This window comes from Microvirga sp. TS319, assembly GCF_041276405.1.
Taxonomy (GTDB): domain Bacteria; phylum Pseudomonadota; class Alphaproteobacteria; order Rhizobiales; family Beijerinckiaceae; genus Microvirga.
Genome location: NZ_JBGGGT010000001.1, coordinates 1,286,829 through 1,304,385 on the forward strand (window position 1 = coordinate 1,286,829; position 17,557 = coordinate 1,304,385).

Below are 17,557 nucleotides of genomic sequence, written 5' to 3' on the forward strand. Positions count from 1 at the left end.
AGGCTGGGGTCATGCGGATTCGGTTCGGCTTTCAACTCTCCGTCACGACACTGTTCGTAGCGGTGGTGCTTGCCGTCGGCCTCGCCCTGGTCTTCCTAAGCTTCGACCGCGCCCGCTCGATCACCCGGTCGGCGGCGTTGAGATTCATCGATCGGGTCGCCGACCACACGGCCGACCGCGTAAACGGACAATTCAAGGACGTACTCGACATCTTGGAAGTGCTGCGGCAACTCCAACCCGTCGAGTCCGGCACGATCCTCGGCAATCCATCCCTCTATGCAACGCTCGCAGCGCTCCTGCGTCGGCATGGGCAGCTTTACAACCTCTATGTCGGCTACGAGGACGGTGGGTTCCTCGAACTCGACGTACTGGACCGGGCAGGACCTGCGGTCCGCGCCGAGCTCCAAGCACCGGTCGACGCCGCCTTCAGGCTGACTGTCATGGAGATACCGGCCGGAGAATCGACCCGGGTCCGCTTTACGTCCTATCTCTCTTCCGACCTCACCGTCCTCGCCCGGGACTATCGCGCAGCCGATTACGATCCACGCGAAAGGCCATGGTATCGGGATGCCTTCCGACCCGGAGCCGGTCCGATTACTGAGCCCTATGTCTTCAAGATCGCCAACCTGATCGGCTACACGGTACGGGCACCGTTCCCCCAAGGGCGCCGTGGCGTCGTGGCCGGAGACATTCTTCTCGCCGAGACAGATGCTTTTCTGCGTTCGCAGAAGCTCGGTTCCTCCGGCGTCGTGTTCATCTTCGATGACAGGGGACGAGTCGTCGGCCATCCGCGCATGGCGGAGGTTCTGCGTGCCCAGGCGGCAGGCGCGGCGCTCGACCTGCCACGCCTCGGCCAGCTTGTGACCGTCGACATTGCTCAGCCATTGAACGCCTGGCGGCGGGGCGGGGCCTCACAGCAGATCTTCGAGGCGCCAGACGGGCGAACCTACGTGGCTGCATTCCGTTCGATCGGGACGGCCGGATCCTCGGGCCTGCGTCTTGCCGTCATAGCGCCGCTCGACGAGTTCTTCGCGGAGATCGAGGCAGGACGGCGTCAGCTGTTCCTCCTGGCGCTTAGTTTCGTCCTCGCGGCAATTCCCATTGTGTGGTGGATCGGATCGATGTTGTCGCGATCCATGAAGGCGCTGGCGCTTGAGACGGACCGCATCCAGAAGTTCGAGACCCGCGGGTCAGCGAGGCGGATCCGCTCTATCATCCGTGAGATCGATGACCTTGGACGATCCGTCGCCACGATGCAAACGGTGGTGCGAACCTTCGCCAGCTTCGTGCCCAAGCGCCTCGTCGAGCAACTCGTCGCTACGGGTGACGCCCTCGAGCCCGGCGGGACGCGTCGCGAGGTCACAATCCTGTTCACCGACATCGCTGGCTTTACGGCCATTGCCGAGAAGGCCGATCCCGAGCAAGTCATGCTTCGCACCTCACGATATCTCGCCGCTCTGTCGGCAGTCATCATGGAGCACGGCGGTACGGTCGACAAATTCGTCGGGGATGCCATCATGGCCATCTGGAACGCACCGGCTGACGATCCCGATCATGTCGCCCATGCCTGTGCGGCCGTACTGGCCTGCCGTGAGGCCAACAGGAACCTCAACGTGGAGTTCGAGAACGAGGGCTGGCCCGCCTACCGGACCCGGTTCGGGCTCCACACTGGGGAAGCGGTGGTCGGTACGATTGGGTCCGATGACCGCATGGCGTACACGGTCCTCGGCGCGGCCGTGAACCTGGCGGCCCGGCTTGAACCGCTCAACAAGGAATACGGCACCGAAATCCTGGTCAGCGAATCGATCCAATGCCAAGTGTCTGACCGTTTTGCGTTCCGAACCGTCGACACGATCCAGCCGAAGGGTTTTGAGGCGAGGATCCAAGTGTACGAACTTTGCGGTGAACGCAATGGACATTCCCACGGGAAAGATCGAGCCTGAGGAGTTTGTCCTCGATCCCGGTGGTTACCTCGGTCGCCTCTCCGTAAACTACACGATGCTACAGGCGGGCCATCGCGGACGCTTGCTAACGTGATGTCTGGATACGCCCCGTTCCCACAGGCGGCCTGCGGCAGTCCCAAGCCGCGAAGTGCCGCCCTGCAGCATGGCGTGTTCGAAAACTGACGTCCGTGATCGGCTCGAAGCCGGCAAAGGAGGGATCACTATGAAGAGAGCATCTTCGAAAGCCATTCGGGTAGCCGCCGTCCTGACCATCCTGTGCGCTAGCGCGCAGGCCCAGGACGCCATCCGGCAGCCGGGTCAGAAGCAGATCGGCAAGGTGAAGCCGGAAGTCGAACCGGCGCTGATCGTCATGAATTCCGGAGGAGCGAGACTCGAGGGCAACAAGCTCGTTCTCACAGGCGTCGCTCCAAACTCCATCATCTTCGCCGACCGGCCCGTGCGGGCGGCAGGCCACGCCCTGACGGCCCACCTCCTCGAGGAATGGGCCGTCGGCTCCGACAGCTTCGCCAAGGACCCGCCGAATGCAACCGTGTCGGTGTTCGACAAGGCCGGATCCACCGTGAAGGATGCTGTCGTCACCCTGAAGAACCCGAGGATGGAAGGCAGCCAACTCACCTTTGACGTGGCGGTGCTGGAAGGCGATCTGGTCAATGCCGACGGACCGGCGTCGGTGTTCATCGACATCATCGGCATGCCGTTCACGCCACTGTCGTTCGCCGGCATGGCCCGCCGGACCGCCTATCGGGGTGCGTTCTACGCCGGAGCGGCCGCCGCTGCGGCCGGTGCCTACGGCTACTACCATCCCTACGCACCTCCCTACGCCTACCCGCCCTATCCCTATCGCCCCTTCTAGCGAATCGTGCGGACCCGGCGGGCATGACGCGCCTTCACGTAAGCCTCCTACCTGCTGCGGTCCAGTTCGGCCTCGATCTCGGCCGCAAGCTCTCTTACCAATTCTCGGTACTCGGCACAGCGCGCCTCCCTCACGGGTGAGGAGGATTGTTCCCAGTGCACGAGGGCGGCCTGCGCCGCGGCGAAATCCTCGCACAGCGACTGGAAGTCTTCGTCCGTCCAGGCCAAATCCTCGATGGCATGTCCCCGGTCGGGAAAGCGGGCGATTGCGGCCTGGACGGCGTGCTGCATGGCGTATCCCCGTTGCCGGGCTCGGGCGGCGCGGGTGCACCGTCCCACGGGCGCCAGCATCGCCCCATACCGCACGCACAGGGAGTATGTTACGGTAGGTTACGTGACGAGGCGTCTCGTACGCCCGCGGACAACGGACCGACCCATGCTCGGTGGAAGCGACGGCACTGTCGGTGCCTCGCCGCAGGCGCAGTCGCCGCCTGCGGCGGTAGACGTGCGCGCCCAGCTCGAGATACTCCTTGCCAGCCCCGACCTCGACGCGCCCGCGCGGGCCCGCAGGTTTCTGCGCTACGTCGTCGAGGAGACGCTCGCTGGCCGCGCCGATCGCATCAAGGCTTATGCGATCGGCACTGAGGTGTTCGAGCGCGGCACGGACTTCGATGCCCAGAGCGACCCGGTCGTGCGCATCGAGGCCGGACGGCTGCGCCGGGCGCTGGAGCGCTACTATCTCTCCGATGGCTTGGCGGATACGGTGATCATCACCATCCCCAAGGGTGCCTACGTCCCGCACTTCGCCTGGCGCACGCCGCAGGCCGCGGAAGCGCATCCTGCCCCGGCCACCGTGTCGTCGCCCGGTCCCCCGGTCGATTCGCGGCCTCGGCGCTGGACGCCCTGGCCCGTCGCGATTCCCGTCGCGGTCGCTTTCCTTGTCCTCCTTGGCGGGCTTGTCTTTTGGGCCTTATGGCGCGGCGATGCGCCCCGTACGCTCCAAACTCCGGCCCACTTGTCCCACGGCGGGCCAACCCTCGTCGTGATGCCGTTCGCGGCCCTGGGCGAGGATCCGGCAGCCAGGACTTACGCAGACGGCCTGACGGAGGAGGTCCTCAGCCAGTTCGCCCGCTTCAAGGAGATCACCGTCCTCGGACGGGAGACGTCGCGCAGCATCCAGCCAGGTGCGGATGCGGCGCGCATCCACCGTGACCTCGGCGTCCGCTACGTGCTGGAGGGCAGCGTCCGGGCAGCCGTGCACCGCCTGCGCATCGCGGGCCGGCTCCTCGATGCACAGTCCGGTGCCGTCCTATGGTCGCAGACCTACGACGAGGACTTGCAGGTCCGTGATCTCTTCACGATCCAGGATGACGTCGCACGCAGGGTCGCGACTGCCGTGGCGCAGCCCTACGGCGTCATCCAGCGAGCCTATCAGGCTCGAACAGGCGCCCGTCCGCCCGACGACCTCGAAGCCTATGGCTGCACGCTGCGATTCTACGAGTACCGGGCTGCGCTGTCGGAGGAGAGCCACTCCGCCATCCGGGCCTGCCTGGAGCAGGCTGTGGCGTTCCATCCGGATTATGCGACCGCCTGGGCGATGCTGTCCGTTCTGTATCTCGACGAGGACAGGTTCGGGTTCAATCCAAGGGCGGGGGCCAGCACTCCGATCGAACGTTCGCTCGATGCTGCGCGCCGTGCGATCCGCCTCGATCCGGAGAACGTGCGGTCGCTCCAGGCTCTGATGATGGCGCTGTTCTTCGCCCAGCAGCCCGCTGAGGCGCTGGAGGTCGGCGAGCGGGCGGTGGCGCTCAACCCGAACGACACCGAGCTGCTCGGCGAGTTCGGAACCCGTCTCGGCCAGGCGGGAGCCTGGCAGCGCGGCGCGGAACTGCTGGAGCAGGCGCTCGTCCGAAACCCGGGCCACTCCGGCTACTACAGTGGCACGCTGGCGGTCTACGCCTACATGCAGCATGACTACGCGCGCGCCGAAGTTCTGATCCGGCAGGCGGCTCTGGAGAAGTTCCCGCTCTATCATTTCGTTGCCGCCGTCATCTACGCCCAACTCGGCAAGGTGCCAGAAGCCACCGAAGCCCGCGACGAGTTCCTGCGCATGCGCCCGACCATCTTCGCGCACTGGGACGACGAGATGGCCAAGCGGAACTACCGACCGGAGGACGCGGCCCATTTTGCCGAAGGAGCCCGCAAGGCCGGCTTTCCGGTGCCGGCTTGGACAGCGGCGGAAGCCGTCCTTCAGGCGGCCACTCACCAGCGCTGACATCGCCACCACCACGTAACCTACACGATGCTACAGGCGCGAACGCTCCGCCGTTGCTAGCGTCCGGGCAGTGGGCATGGCGATTCCGAAGAGTTCGCTCGCGGGTACCGCCGGGGCGAGGAGCCGCGGGTCAGGACCGTCCGCCGTGCCGGGTAAGTGTCGCGCAGTTCCCAGAATCCACACGCAACGGAGATTTGTCATGACGATGAAACTGACCCGCCGCCAGGCGACGATCGGTGCCCTGAGCCTGCTCGCCGGGACCACGATGAGCACTGTCAGTGAGGCTCATCTGGGCGAACTCTTGGGCATCGACGAAGGCCTCGAGGATTTCTGGCTGGCAACCGACGCCTACGTCTACGGCTATCCGCTGGTCACCATGGAGATGACGCGCCGGGTCATCACCAACGTGGCCGCCCCCGAGGGCACTCGGGCCCCGATGGGCCAAGTCATCAAGCTTCGACACTATCCGGATGCCGCGTTCCGGGACGTGACCGCCCCCAATGCCGACACGCTCTATACGACCGCGTTCTTCGACGTCGGCAAGGAGCCCTGGGTGTTGAGCCTGCCGGACATGAAGGACCGCTACTATCTCATGCCGATGCTCGACGGCTGGACGACGGTGTTCCAGGTTCCCGGCAAGCGCACCACGGGCACCGGCGCCCAGACCTATGCCATCACCGGCCCCGGCTGGAGCGGCACGCTTCCGGCGGGCGTCAAGGAGTACAAGGCGCCCACAAACATCGTCTGGCTCCTCGGTCGTATCTACTGCACCGGCACACCGGAGGATTATGCCGAGGTGCACGCGCTCCAGGACCAGGTCAAGCTGGTGCCGCTCAGCGCCTATGGCAAGCCGTACACCCCGCCCGCCGGCAAGGTCGATCCCTCGATCGACATGAAGACCGCCGTCCGCGACCAGGTGAATCGCATGGACGCGGTGGCGTACTTCACCCTGCTGGCGGAGCTGATTAAGACAAATCCGCCGTCGGCGGCCGATGCCCCTGCCCTTGCGAAGTTCGCCCGGATCGGGCTCGTGCCCGGCCAGGACTTCGATGCGAGCAAGCTGCGCGCCGACTTCGCCAAGCGCATCCCGGAGATCGCCAACGACCGGATCATGATCCAGTTCAAGATCAACAAGGACGTCCACGACATCGATGGCTGGGGCTTCACGACGAAGACCGGCATCTATGGTACCGACTACCTGATGCGGGCTCTCGTCACGGCGATCGGCCTCGGGGCCAACCGCCCGCAGGATGCGGTCTATCCGACCTCGCAGAAGGACGGCGACGGCCAAGCCTATGACGGAGCCAACAAGTACGTCATGCGCTTTGCCAAGGGCCAGTTGCCGCCGGTGGAAGGCTTCTGGTCGCTGACGATGTACGACGGCGCCTACTTCTTCGTGCCCAACCCGATCAACCGCTACTCGATCAGCGCGCGTCAGGACCTGAAGACCAATCCGGACGGCTCGGTCGACCTCTACATCCAGAAGGACTCGCCCGGAGCGGACAAGGAGTCGAACTGGTTGCCTGCACCTGCCGGCAAGTTCATCCTCATGCTGCGGATGTACTGGCCGAACGAAAGCAGTCCATCGATCATCGACGGCACCTGGACGATCCCGCCTGTCAGGAAAGTCGGCGATCGGGCGTAGGCGCACGCGACCGCTTCGCGCAACGTCGAGGAATCTGTTCTGGTATCGAAACGGGAGCGCCGGACCATGCGGCGCCTCACCAGCAGGAGGCTATGGCAACGGAAAGCGGCCCTTGCTGGGTGGTCCGGTCATCGCGTCGCGACAGCCATGATCTGAAACCGCTCCATCCCGGGCCCGCCCCACAGGTCCTCATGCGCCCCTTCTAGAAGGGGCGCATGAATGGTGGCGGTTCATAGCTCGTCACCGGTGGCGGACATTCATGATAGGCTTGGACCTCGACAAGACAGGAATGCGCACTCGGCCCTTGGGCTAGAGCGGATGTGCCCCGGTCGGGCGTCAAAACATTCGGGTTGCCGTGTTTGTCCAGCGAGCCGGGCGTGCCCGGCTCGAGAGGATCAAACCACGCTCCCGTCGACAGTTGGACGACACCAGGACGCACCGCATCCGAAAGGCACACCCCGGCCAGGCAAGCGCCACGATCGTTGAAGACGCGCACGATATCGCCATCCGAAAGGCCGCGGCGTGCCGCATCGTGCGGGTTGATTCGGATCGGCTCGCGTCCGGCGATCTTAGCGTCTCGCGCATGACTTCCATTGTCATACTGGCTGTGTAGCTTTGTGACAGGCTGGTTCGAGATCAGATGAAGCGGATAGCGGGCTGCCGCAGGCGCACCGAGCCATTCCTGCGATGGAAGCCAGGCGGCGTGACCCGGACAGTCCGTATAGCCGAAGCTCGCGATCCGCTCCGAGAACAGCTCGATCAAACCGGACGGGGTGGCAAGTGGGGACTGCGCCGGATCGGCGCGGAAGTCGGCAAGGAGTGGCTTGACCTCTGCGGGTTCCGGCAACAGGGTGACCCCTTCACGCCAGAAGCTATCGAAGTCCGGAATTTCCATGTCGGAGGCGGCAATGCGCTGGCGTGCCAATCCATAGAGATGCCGGAGCCAGCTCTCCTCGTCCCGTCCCTCCGTGAAAGCGTCCTCGGTCCTCAGCCGCGAGGCAAGAGCGGAAAAGATCGTGAAGTCATCACGGGCTTCGCCGGCCGGCTCCGCCAGCCGGTGAGAGGCTGCAAGCATCCGGTCTCGATTGGCACAGACGAGATCGTTCCGTTCGAGCTGCGTGGTAACAGGCAGAACAATATCCGCGTGCCGGGCGGTCGCGGTCCACCATGGCTCATGGACGATGATCGTCTCAGGTCGCTTCCAGGCCTGGACCAAGCGGTTCAGGTCCTGATGATGATGAAACGGATTGCCGCCTGCCCAATAGACGAGCCTGATGTCGGGGTAGACGCGCCGCTCACCATTGAAATCGTAGCTTTCGCCCGGACCCAACAGCATGTCGGCGATACGGGCCACAGGAATGAAATCGTCCACCGCATTCCTGCCCTGCGGCAGCGAGGGCCAAGGAATTCCAGGGTCAGCGTTGCCGATCCCATTGACCGACCCATACCCGAAGCCGAATCCGCCACCGGGCAACCCGATCTGCCCCAGCATGGCGGCGAGCGTGATGGCCATCCAGTAGGGTTGCTCGCCATGATCGGCCCGCTGCAGCGACCATGACATCATGATGAAGGTCCGTCCGTCTGCCATCCGACGGGCAAGTGCGCGGATCTCGTCAGCGGGAATCTCACAGAGGTCGGCCGCCCAATCCGCCGTTTTGACGATACCGTCCTCGGCACCGGTCAGATAGGCTTCGACCTGAGCGAAGCCGGTCGTGTAACGCGTTAGAAACGCCCGATCGTGGAGGTTCTCACTCAGCAAGGTGTGGCAAAGCCCGAGCATCAACGCGACATCCGAGTTCGGGCGGGGTGCCCACCACTCGGCCCCCAAGTCGGCATGGGTGTCGTTGCGGATCGGACTGATTGAGATCAGTTTCGCCCCGGCATCGCGGCACGCACGAAGCCCCTCTCGCAGGGTATGCCGACTGAGCCCGCCGGAGCTGACCTGAGCGTTCTTGTGAGAGGCGCCCCCGAACATCACGATCAGATCGGAATGGCCGGCGAGCAGGCGCCACGGCGTGTGCCCGGCCGCCAGCCCCCGTCGGTCTCCGATCACATGCGGCAGGATCGTATCGGCAGCGGCAAAACTGTAATTCTGCACGGAGCGCGTGTAGCCTCCAATCGTATTCAGGAACCGGTGGATTTGGCTCTGCGCATGATGGAATCTGCCGGCACTCGCCCAGCCATAGGAGCCACCGTAAATCGCCTGGTTGCCATGATCCCGCCGGACGCGGTCGAGCTCGCGCGCGACAAGCCCGAGCGCCTCGTCCCAGTCCACCTCGACGAAAGGCTCCGCGCCGCGTCCTTCGCCTCCCGCTGCCGCACCTTTGTTCAGGAAGGAGCGCCGCACTGCCGGTCGCAAGATACGCGCGGGGCTGGTTCTGGCAGCGATCATCGCGCTGGCGATCGGCGACGGGTCCGGGTCCCCCTCGTAGGGGGCAAGAGACACCGGTACACCTTCTTCAAGCTGCACGCGGTAGGTGCCCCAGTGTGTCGCCAGCGTGGGTTTGTCGGGTAATGGTAGCATTGATCGTCCTCTTTGGAGACTGCCGCCTGTCCTGCCCTCCTGTCAGGCGAGCGATCGGGCCGGAGTCTTCTGATCGTCTGGTATGCCCGCAGCCTCCAAGGTCGCGATCGCCCGCCAGGCACCGGAGAGATGCTCGACGAGGAGACGCGATAGCAACGGTCCGTCGCGCCGATCGATGGCGGCAAGAATGGCTTCGTGCTGGCTGCTGACGAAGGTCCAATCCTGCTGCTGCATGATGGCAAGGTAGCGGACCCGGTATAGCCGCAGATTGAGCTGCGCATGGACCTCGATGAGCGAAGCGTTGCGTGAGGCCTTGATGATGCTGAGATGGAACGCCTGATTGGCCCGGAAGTAGCGGCGACGGTCGTTCCGATCGAATGCGGCCAGCATCTCGTTCTGCCAACCATGAATGGCTCTGATATCGGCCGGCTGAGCCCGCTCGCAAGCCATTTGGGCGCCCAATGCCTCCAGCGAGGAATAGACCCGCAGCAGATCGCGCATCTCCTCGATACTCAGGGCCGTGACGACAGCACCGCGATTGGGAGCAAGATCGACCAGGCGCTCGACGGCAAGGATCTTCAGGGCATCGCGCAAGGGGGTCCGGGAAACATTGAGTTCCGCCGCAAGCGGCACTTCGCGGATGCGCTCTCCTGGCTTGAGCACATCATGAATGATCAGGTCGCGCAGATGCGCCGCGATCTGTTGGGGGAGCGGCTGAGCCGCAACCCGCACGGCACCCACATCGGATCCAGCATGGGCAAACGACAATGGTTCCTCGTTCCTGATCATTGCAAGCGCCTGCCCTTCTCGTCTCTGCCGCATCCTCACCAAGCCTCCAGGGGCACTTCACCCAGGACCCGTTCCTCGCACAGCAGAAAAACACAGAGAAGGGCTTGATTGTACCATTATGTTCGTTTTAAAGTACGAATCGTTCGCTATTTAGAAGCGTCTCTCGCCAAAGCGCCCCTTCTCGGAAACGACTGGGTCAGTCTACACGGACTTGATCATTGTATGCAATCAACATTCGTAGCGGAAGGCGTCCATGGGTCGGACGTATCGGAGCCGCTCGTTAGGAGAACAAACCCATGAAGCTCAGGATCCTTCAAAGCGTTGCCGCAGCCGCTCTGATTGCGCTAAGCACTGTATCGTATGCGGCCGATGGTGCTCTTCGGGTCGGAGCATCCCCAGGGCCGTTCGCCGACTTCCTGAAGGAGGCTGCCAAAAAGGCCAATGCCGACGGCTTCAATGTGGAAGTGACCGAATTCACCGAGCCGACCCAGATCAACGAAGCCACGCAGGCGGGCGACATCGACGTCAGCAACTTCCAGCACGTGCCCTATATGCAGAGGCAGAACGAGTCGCGTGGGTACAAGATCGTCGCGATCAAGCCTGCCTACGTCGCGCCCGGCGGCATTTACTCGGCGAAATACAAGTCGATTGCCGAGATCCCGAACGGAGCCAAGATCGGCATCCCCAATGATCCCGCAAACGAGTCCCGTGCGTTGGCTCTGCTTCAAAAGGCGGGGCTGATCAAGCTCAAGGATCCGGCCTCCATCAGCGCCAGCGTCCGTGACATTTCTGAGAATCCCAAGAACCTCGATATCGTCCTGCTTGATGAGATCATGCTGCCGCGCTCGTTGGGTGACCTCGGAGCTGCATTTGTAACCCTCAACAAGGGCGTCCTGGCTGGCCTCGATCCTAAGGCAGCCATCATGCTGGAGGATAAGACTTCGCCGTGGGCCATCGTCTGGAGCGCACGCAGCGACAAAGTCGATGATCCCCGCATCAAGCGCTTTATCGCCGTCTTCGAATCCGATCCGGTCAAGACCTACATCATTCAAAGGTTCAACGGGACTGTAATTCCCGCCTGGTAGCCGCCCTGGTCAACAGTCAGACGATCAAGCGAATAAGATCATCATGTCATGAACATACGAGGTCAGAATGAGCAGGGTTAGTGTTGTCGAACCTGGGCTTGGGAGCCCCGAACAGGATGCCGCATACAGTGACGAGATCGCCCGTGTGGGACAAGTCACGAATATGAAGAAGGCGATCCTGCATTCCCTCCCCGCCTATAGAACCTACAAAGGCTTCTACGACCTGCAGAAAGCAGCGAGGGACCTTGTTGGAGTCCGCGCCTTCAATATTTTCGCCTATGCCATCTCGACGGGCTCGGATTGCGTCCTGTGCGCTACATTCTTCCGCCGCCTGTTGAAGGAGGAAGGAATTGAACCGCGGGATTTCACCCCAACCGAGATTGAGGCCATCCTTCTCAAGGTTGGTCGAACCATTGGGGAAAGGCGCGGTAAACTCTCCGACAGTGTCTGGCGGGAACTCAGGCAACACTTTGATGACACCGGAGTCGTTACGCTGATTGGCTTTGCCGGAACGATGGTCGCCACCAACATCTTCAACTCAGTTCTTGAGGTTGATTTGGATGAATACCTTGAGCCGTTCGTCGTGGAGCCGGAACCTGCCTAAGGTTTCCCTTCTGCGGCAGGGACATCATCACTTCCCATCATTGGACAACATATGCGCAACAAGACCTTCTATGGCGTGACCATCGGTATCCTGATGGTCAACACGAGCTTTCAACGCTACCTCGGCGATATCGGCAATGCCGAAACGTGGGATTTTCCGGTCCAGTACAAGATTGTCCAGGATGCCGTCCCCACGGGCATGACAGACCTTCACAATGTCAGCCTGCTCGAACCCTTCAAGAATGCGGCGCAAGAGTTGATCGATTCGGGGGTGGACGGGATCACCACGACATGTGGGTTCCTTTCGATCTACCAACGAGAGCTCGCTGACTTTTGCTCTGTTCCGGTTGCCACCAGCAGCCTGCTTCAAGTGCCGATGGTCCAGCAACTGATCCCGACAGGCAAGCGCGTCGGCGTGCTGACCTACAACGGCGACGTCCTGAATGGGCGATACTTCGATGCTGTCGGCATTCCGCAGGACACGCCGGTCGCGGGTATGCCCCAAGACTCGGAGTTCGTCCGGTGGATCAAGCATGGAGACACCAGCGTGCCCTATGAGACGCTCAGGTCTGAGGTTCTGGCTGTCGCCAAACGCTTCGTATCAGAACATCCGGAAATCGGGGCACTTGTGTCGGAATGCACGAACTTGGCTCCATTCACGGCGGACATCAGTGATGCGATTGGGCTTCCGGTCTACGACACCGTTTCGCTCGTGAACTGGTTCCATGCGGGACTTCGGCCACGCCGGTATGCGAGGTTCTAGCGCATCGTGCGGACCCAGCGGGCCGCGCTACAGCGTCGGGCGTGAAATCGAACTCACGTCCGACGCTATAAGTCCATGGTCTTGAGCATCTTTCCACGCAAAACCGGTTCCCACTTTTGCGTTCGATGCTCTAGCGAAAAGAGGACCCGGTTTTCACTGACGCGGCCCTTCGGGTCCGCACGATGCGCTGTCCTATAGCGGGAGGATCGGATCGATCCCAAAAGTGCAAATCCACTTCCCACGTCCGAGGCTCTAACTACGCCGTTATGGCCAGGCCAGGAAAGAAGGGCACCCGATGCGTCAATGGGTACACGCTCGACTGCGTCGGTTTCTCCGACTGGTACTCCAGACACAATGGGAAACGAGGATGAACGGAACGGATCTTCAGACTCGCCGGTCATTCCGCTGACCTGTCGGCAGCAGTACGTGACCGTTGTCACGGCTATTCGTCTCGTCACTCGAGCAAGAAGGAAGGGCATGTGTCCCGACAATCGATAATCATCATCGGTGCAGGTGTGCTTGGGGCCTCCCTCGCTTTCCGGCTTGCACAAGGTGGAGCAAAGGTCACAATCATCGAGGCCGGTGAGATTGGTGGTGGAACGTCCTCGACCAGTTTCGCTTGGGTCAATGCACATGACAAAAATCCACGCGGGTATCACGACCTCAACGTCGCCGGTATGGCCGCCCACAGGCTCTTGGCCAAAGAGCTCGACGGTGATTGGTATCACGAGTCCGGCTGCCTGGAGTGGCGCGATGCAGGCGGCCGGGATGCCCATGTCGCTAACGTCGATCGTCTTCAAAGTTGGGGCTACGATGCACGGTGGATTTCCGCCGATCAGGCACTCGGTCTCGCTCCCTCCATCAACTCGACAGCAATAGGAGATGCTCCTGTTGCGTTGTTCCCTGATGAGGGATGGCTCGACACCGGCTCATACGTGCGTGGTCTGCTTGCGGCGGCTTCGGCGCTCGACACGACGGTGGTGACGAATGCAAGAGTTTCGGGCGTCGAGTGGGCCGGCCGTAAAGTTGAGGGTGTCAGGGCAGAGGCAGGAATCCTCTATCAGGCTGATACCGTTGTGAATTGTATGGGCCGGTGGGCCGATGATCCTGTCCTCCCGGAGGAACTTCGTGTTCCTATGAGCCCGAGCTATGGCTTGCTCGTGTATGTAGAGCTCCCGGGCATCCACCTGGACCATGTGCTGTTTACACCACGGTGTCACATCAGGCCTGACTCGTCAGGCAGGCTTCTGATCTGCAAGAATGACGCGATCCACGCCCTCGGCCCAGACTCCATCCTCGATCCGGCAATGCCAGAGGCCGACGCTCTCATCCAGGAAGCGAGCCACGTTATCCCGGCGCTGACGTCCACAAAGGCCAGCGAAGTCAAACTTGGGATACGAGCTGTTCCGGCGGACGGCTTACCAGCAATTGGGCCAATCCCAGGCATCGATGGCTACTATGTTTCCGTTATGCACAGTGGGATTACTCTCGCACCTGTGATTGGCTCCATGGTTGCAGCAGAGTTACTCGACGGGCATCGGGAAGCGGCACTTGCTCCGTTTCGACCCGACCGCATTCTATTCCCGGGGCGGAAGCGTAAACACGCGTAACACTCAGATCGCACGGCCGCACTTTTGTGTGGCAGCAGGTTGTCCAGGATCAACTCGTGGCCGGCCGAAGCCTCGGCACTACGATCCGATCGCTATAAGCGGCAGACCACGGGCCGGTCATCGGCCCGTCGAACATCATGGGTGCGCTCGCCCGCGCGTGGAAGAAGCGCCAGAGCGTGCCGATGCCAGCCGAGACGCCGGCTCCTCACGCAAGCGGACCTGCATCTCGTAAAGTCTGATAGGTCAGGAGGCCTCGATCAGCCCCAGGAAAAGGCGAGATGCGCATCGAGCGTAGAGCCCCCGGACTGGACCTGGCGGCGCACCGTCACTTCATTGGATCGGGCACGGCGCCCCGCGCAGAATGGCGGTTGAGATGCCAGCCCCATAGCAAGCCGCTGCCTACTGCACTGAGACGCCACTCAAGGCTGTCCTGATCACGCGGTCCCGCAGGCCTTGACTGAAGGTGCGTACCATGGCGTGCCTCCATGTCAGGACGCCGGCAGACCACGTCATGGCTCAGAGTGGAATTCCTCTCGCTGGGAGTAGCCAGGAAAGACTCTTGGACTTTGAAGTTAACAGTCAGAACGGCGGGACTTGGACCCGCGCCCCGCATCCACGCAGGGTTAGGTCACTGGCATAACAGGACTTCTCCGCAAGGAGTCCGGTTCTTCACATAAGTACAAAACGATAGTTTGCACGCGGATGTCAAAACGATCCCCGCCTGATTTATGGACCTTAACCGACACACAACCCTAATCCCTTGGTAGTACCCCGTTGGACATGGAATATGAATATATATCATGAAAGCAACTAGATATATTCGCATTGTATAACTGCCGTTTTCTGGGCCCGATTAAGGACAACAGGCATAGAAAAATACAATCTTGTCGATACGCTCCATAATCTCGCCACATACCCAAATATTACTTCTTGCGCTTTCGAGCGTCGTCTGTTGCGTAATCTCCAACTTCATATCAATACATCACCATACACAGGTTTTGCTGCGTGGTGGGGATGCCGTTGCGCAGCCGCTTGGGTTCTTTGCATGAGCCAAGCGGATAATCGCGGCCGCCCTCATGACCGCGATCGCTTGAGGATCCATTCCCCTGGCTCCTGACGGTCTCTCCGCGCACAGACATCAACCAAAGGCGGAATATGAATGGCAAATCGTCTGTATTCGACCGATTTTGAAGGCTCGGTGTCCCTGGCCTCACTGCAGGTGAACAGCAACACCGAGGCGCTGCAGGGCCTGCAGAACGCCGGCAATGTCTGGGGTCGCGCCCCGACCATCCAGATGCTCTCCGGCGCCGGCAACTACAACAGCGTGTTCTCCAACGCCATCACCGCCACCACCGGCCATGACGGCAACCAGACCCGGGCCCTGCATCTCGACGTCAACTCGCGTCCGGCCGACTACACCCAGTCGCCGCTGCTGTTCCAGCCCACCTCCGAGCCCGGCGACTTCTACGTGAGCGCCTGGATCAAGCTGCCCGACAACCTCTGGTCCACGCTCGGCAATGGCGGCTGGTTTGCGCCCCTGCCCGAATGGAAGACCGCCGGCGACTTCCGCGTGGTCAACACCATCCAGGCGATGAGCAACGGCAAGCTCGCCTGGAACATGGTGTGGGATACCAACGCCAACGGCAATGTTCCCATGCAGACTTTCTGGAAAGGCACCAACACCAGCGTGGCGGTGCCGCAGGGCGAGTGGTTCAAGGTCGAGATGTTCACCCACCGTGACAACACCGATGGCCGCGTCTGGCTGAAGGTCAACGGCGAGACCGTGTTCGACCATACCGGTGACAACATCGGCGTCAACAACGCTCCGATCAACCGCATCCTCATGGGCAACCCTTACTCCAACAAGCCCATCGATGTCTGGCTCGATGACGTCCAGATCTGGGACGGGGTTCCGAGCGCTACGGTGTCAACGCCCCCATCACCCACCGACCCGAGCGGCGTGGACACGACGACGGGCACTTCCGGCAACAACATCATCTATGCCCGCGGCGCAAATAGCATTCTGACTGGAGGGGCTGGACGCGATACCTTTGTCTTCAATGCAGCCGTGATCCGAGAGGGGGGAGCCGACACGATCACCGACTTCGACCCGAATGACGACACCATCGACCTTGGATTCGCGTTCACGTCGCCGGCGAATGGCAGCCTGAGCGCCAGCGAGTTCCGGATTGGCGCGCGCGCGCAGGACAGAAACGACTACGTGATCTACGACAAATCGACGGGTGCACTGTACTACGATCCCGACGGGAATGGAGCGGCAGCCCAAATTCAGATCGCGAAACTCGCTCCCAATCTCAACATCACTCCTAGCGATTTCTACGTCTATTGAGCCTTCCATGAAGACGGGAGCATTTACAGATCCCTGGACATGACCGTCCGGATTATGTGCCGTGCCGTCATTCAAACAGACACGGTAGCAAGGGCTGTAGCGTGCTACAGCCCTCTCGTGCTACAGCCCTCTATTGAATGCATCAAACAGATGTCGAACACGTGAGCGAGCAGCCGTTGCGTGGAAGAGGGATAGTTGATTCCATGGGCATGGCTATGGCTCGCCGGAGGCGATCCAAGCTGTTTGGACGAGCCCTCCGTCTGTTGAACGTTCGTGCCGAAAGGCGACGCTTCCCATCTGGCACCGCCTATCGGGGCTTCCAGCAAACCTAAGCGCAGTACGGTTACGCGGCTGTGCCGAGATGCGGAGCCTTGGCGAGGCTTTGCATAATGAGCTCTCGGGCTTGGCTTTGCGTGATCTGACGAATTGCCGCTATCTCCCGGCTCATGAAGTCCATTGCGGTTTCGACGATCTGCTGTTCACTGTACGAAGCGTCGTCTTGATTGGGGCTTCGGTTAAGGTCTCGCAGAACCTCGGCGATTGCCGTCAGCTGGCCGGTTCCAAGACGCTCATTGTATTCGGCAGCACGTCGGTTCCACATCCCACGTTTGGCCTTCCCTCGGGTGGCGAGAACCGCGAGGGCCTGCTCTACCGTGGAAGGCTCAGAGAGCTTCCTGAGACCGCTCCCCTTGGCCTTGGCCAGAGGAATGCGAATGGTAAGGCGGTCTTTGTCGAAGGTAATCACGAAGAGTTTGAGTTTGAAGCCGGCCACTTCCTGCTCTTCGATCGCCATGATTACACCAACCCCATGGGCAGGATATACGACGGTTTCCCCGGGTTGAAAGGCAAGAGTGTTGTCCTGCGTCGTCATTCAGATCGGATCTCCTTGAGGCATAAACCCTCGCCCCGGGCCAAGGCGAATAGCGCCGTTCGCTCCGAGATTATCAGGACTGTGTTAGCGGACCGTAAGGGCGGGAACGTGAGACTTTCATGGGGTCCCTGCATATCGGCCGCTCGGCGGAGGTCTTCAAGAGGGACCACCAGAAGAGACCGGGCAAACGCGATGACGATTGGGGGGCCCTTCCCGGTACTGCCCC

The 17,557-nt window shown here is 61.6% G+C and carries 13 protein-coding genes; 9 read left to right on the plus strand and 4 right to left on the minus strand.

The window, feature by feature from the left end; translation table 11 throughout:
• Nucleotides 1-11: 11 nt before the first annotated feature.
• Complete coding sequence (locus AB8841_RS05810; RefSeq protein ID WP_370434880.1) at nucleotides 12-1,943, plus strand: adenylate/guanylate cyclase domain-containing protein; 1,932 nt, start codon at nucleotides 12-14, stop codon at nucleotides 1,941-1,943.
• Between the two features lie 223 nt (nucleotides 1,944-2,166).
• Nucleotides 2,167-2,817, plus strand: a complete 651-nt coding sequence (locus AB8841_RS05815) for a hypothetical protein (RefSeq protein WP_370434881.1) — start codon at nucleotides 2,167-2,169, stop codon at nucleotides 2,815-2,817.
• A 47-nt stretch (nucleotides 2,818-2,864) separates the two neighbouring features.
• Here the strand turns inward: AB8841_RS05815 and AB8841_RS05820 are convergent, their stop codons facing one another.
• Entirely contained in the window at nucleotides 2,865-3,107 is a 243-nt protein-coding gene (locus AB8841_RS05820) for a hypothetical protein (RefSeq protein ID WP_370434882.1), read from the minus strand.
• 145 nt (nucleotides 3,108-3,252) lie between these two features.
• Here AB8841_RS05820 and AB8841_RS05825 point away from each other — a divergent pair, with 145 nt between their 5' ends.
• Together AB8841_RS05825 and AB8841_RS05830 are read left to right on the plus strand one after the other, a co-directional pair.
• Nucleotides 3,253-5,091: an adenylate cyclase gene (locus AB8841_RS05825; protein ID WP_370434883.1), complete on the plus strand. Its 1,839-nt coding sequence runs from the start codon at nucleotides 3,253-3,255 to the stop codon at nucleotides 5,089-5,091.
• 205 nt (nucleotides 5,092-5,296) lie between these two features.
• Nucleotides 5,297-6,736 (plus strand): DUF1254 domain-containing protein, encoded by a 1,440-nt coding sequence (locus tag AB8841_RS05830; RefSeq protein WP_370435552.1) that lies wholly within the window; start codon nucleotides 5,297-5,299, stop codon nucleotides 6,734-6,736.
• A gap of 202 nt (nucleotides 6,737-6,938) precedes the next feature.
• On the opposite strand, the gene AB8841_RS05835 is transcribed toward AB8841_RS05830, so the two are convergent.
• Nucleotides 6,939-9,260, minus strand: coding sequence for a molybdopterin-dependent oxidoreductase (locus AB8841_RS05835; RefSeq protein ID WP_370434884.1), 2,322 nt, complete (start codon nucleotides 9,258-9,260; stop codon nucleotides 6,939-6,941).
• A gap of 42 nt (nucleotides 9,261-9,302) precedes the next feature.
• On the minus strand, nucleotides 9,303-10,049 hold the full coding sequence (locus AB8841_RS05840; protein WP_370434885.1) for a GntR family transcriptional regulator: 747 nt from the start codon (nucleotides 10,047-10,049) through the stop codon (nucleotides 9,303-9,305).
• A 296-nt stretch (nucleotides 10,050-10,345) separates the two neighbouring features.
• Between AB8841_RS05840 and AB8841_RS05845 the strand changes: the two genes are divergently transcribed.
• From AB8841_RS05845 to AB8841_RS05865, 5 genes are all read left to right on the plus strand, one after another.
• Nucleotides 10,346-11,134 carry a MetQ/NlpA family ABC transporter substrate-binding protein gene (locus AB8841_RS05845; RefSeq protein ID WP_370434886.1) on the plus strand — a complete coding sequence of 263 codons (789 nt, stop codon included), beginning with the start codon at nucleotides 10,346-10,348 and terminating at the stop codon, nucleotides 11,132-11,134.
• Nucleotides 11,135-11,201: 67 nt separating this feature from the next.
• Nucleotides 11,202-11,738 carry a hypothetical protein gene (locus AB8841_RS05850; protein WP_370434887.1) on the plus strand — a complete coding sequence of 179 codons (537 nt, stop codon included), beginning with the start codon at nucleotides 11,202-11,204 and terminating at the stop codon, nucleotides 11,736-11,738.
• Between the two features lie 51 nt (nucleotides 11,739-11,789).
• On the plus strand, nucleotides 11,790-12,500 hold the full coding sequence (locus AB8841_RS05855; RefSeq protein ID WP_370434888.1) for an aspartate/glutamate racemase family protein: 711 nt from the start codon (nucleotides 11,790-11,792) through the stop codon (nucleotides 12,498-12,500).
• Between the two features lie 479 nt (nucleotides 12,501-12,979).
• Nucleotides 12,980-14,110: an NAD(P)/FAD-dependent oxidoreductase gene (locus tag AB8841_RS05860; RefSeq protein WP_370434889.1), complete on the plus strand. Its 1,131-nt coding sequence runs from the start codon at nucleotides 12,980-12,982 to the stop codon at nucleotides 14,108-14,110.
• Between the two features lie 1,159 nt (nucleotides 14,111-15,269).
• Nucleotides 15,270-16,460, plus strand: coding sequence for a hypothetical protein (locus AB8841_RS05865; RefSeq protein WP_370434890.1), 1,191 nt, complete (start codon nucleotides 15,270-15,272; stop codon nucleotides 16,458-16,460).
• 343 nt (nucleotides 16,461-16,803) lie between these two features.
• Here AB8841_RS05865 and AB8841_RS05870 read toward each other — a convergent pair whose 3' ends face one another.
• Nucleotides 16,804-17,331 (minus strand): CarD family transcriptional regulator, encoded by a 528-nt coding sequence (locus tag AB8841_RS05870; protein WP_370434891.1) that lies wholly within the window; start codon nucleotides 17,329-17,331, stop codon nucleotides 16,804-16,806.
• Nucleotides 17,332-17,557: the final 226 nt, after the last annotated feature.

Bases quoted from the DNA above. Each gene is read 5' to 3' on its own strand.
- AB8841_RS05810 (WP_370434880.1), top strand. From the start codon at position 12: ATGCGGATTCGGTTCGGCTTTCAACTCTCCGTCACGACACTGTTCGTA.
- AB8841_RS05815 (WP_370434881.1), top strand. From the start codon at position 2,167: ATGAAGAGAGCATCTTCGAAAGCCATTCGGGTAGCCGCCGTCCTGACC.
- AB8841_RS05820 (WP_370434882.1), bottom strand. From the start codon at position 3,107: ATGCAGCACGCCGTCCAGGCCGCAATCGCCCGCTTTCCCGACCGGGGA.
- AB8841_RS05825 (WP_370434883.1), top strand. From the start codon at position 3,253: ATGCTCGGTGGAAGCGACGGCACTGTCGGTGCCTCGCCGCAGGCGCAG.
- AB8841_RS05830 (WP_370435552.1), top strand. From the start codon at position 5,297: ATGAAACTGACCCGCCGCCAGGCGACGATCGGTGCCCTGAGCCTGCTC.
- AB8841_RS05835 (WP_370434884.1), bottom strand. From the start codon at position 9,260: ATGCTACCATTACCCGACAAACCCACGCTGGCGACACACTGGGGCACC.
- AB8841_RS05840 (WP_370434885.1), bottom strand. From the start codon at position 10,049: ATGATCAGGAACGAGGAACCATTGTCGTTTGCCCATGCTGGATCCGAT.
- AB8841_RS05845 (WP_370434886.1), top strand. From the start codon at position 10,346: ATGAAGCTCAGGATCCTTCAAAGCGTTGCCGCAGCCGCTCTGATTGCG.
- AB8841_RS05850 (WP_370434887.1), top strand. From the start codon at position 11,202: ATGAGCAGGGTTAGTGTTGTCGAACCTGGGCTTGGGAGCCCCGAACAG.
- AB8841_RS05855 (WP_370434888.1), top strand. From the start codon at position 11,790: ATGCGCAACAAGACCTTCTATGGCGTGACCATCGGTATCCTGATGGTC.
- AB8841_RS05865 (WP_370434890.1), top strand. From the start codon at position 15,270: ATGGCAAATCGTCTGTATTCGACCGATTTTGAAGGCTCGGTGTCCCTG.
- AB8841_RS05870 (WP_370434891.1), bottom strand. From the start codon at position 17,331: ATGACGACGCAGGACAACACTCTTGCCTTTCAACCCGGGGAAACCGTC.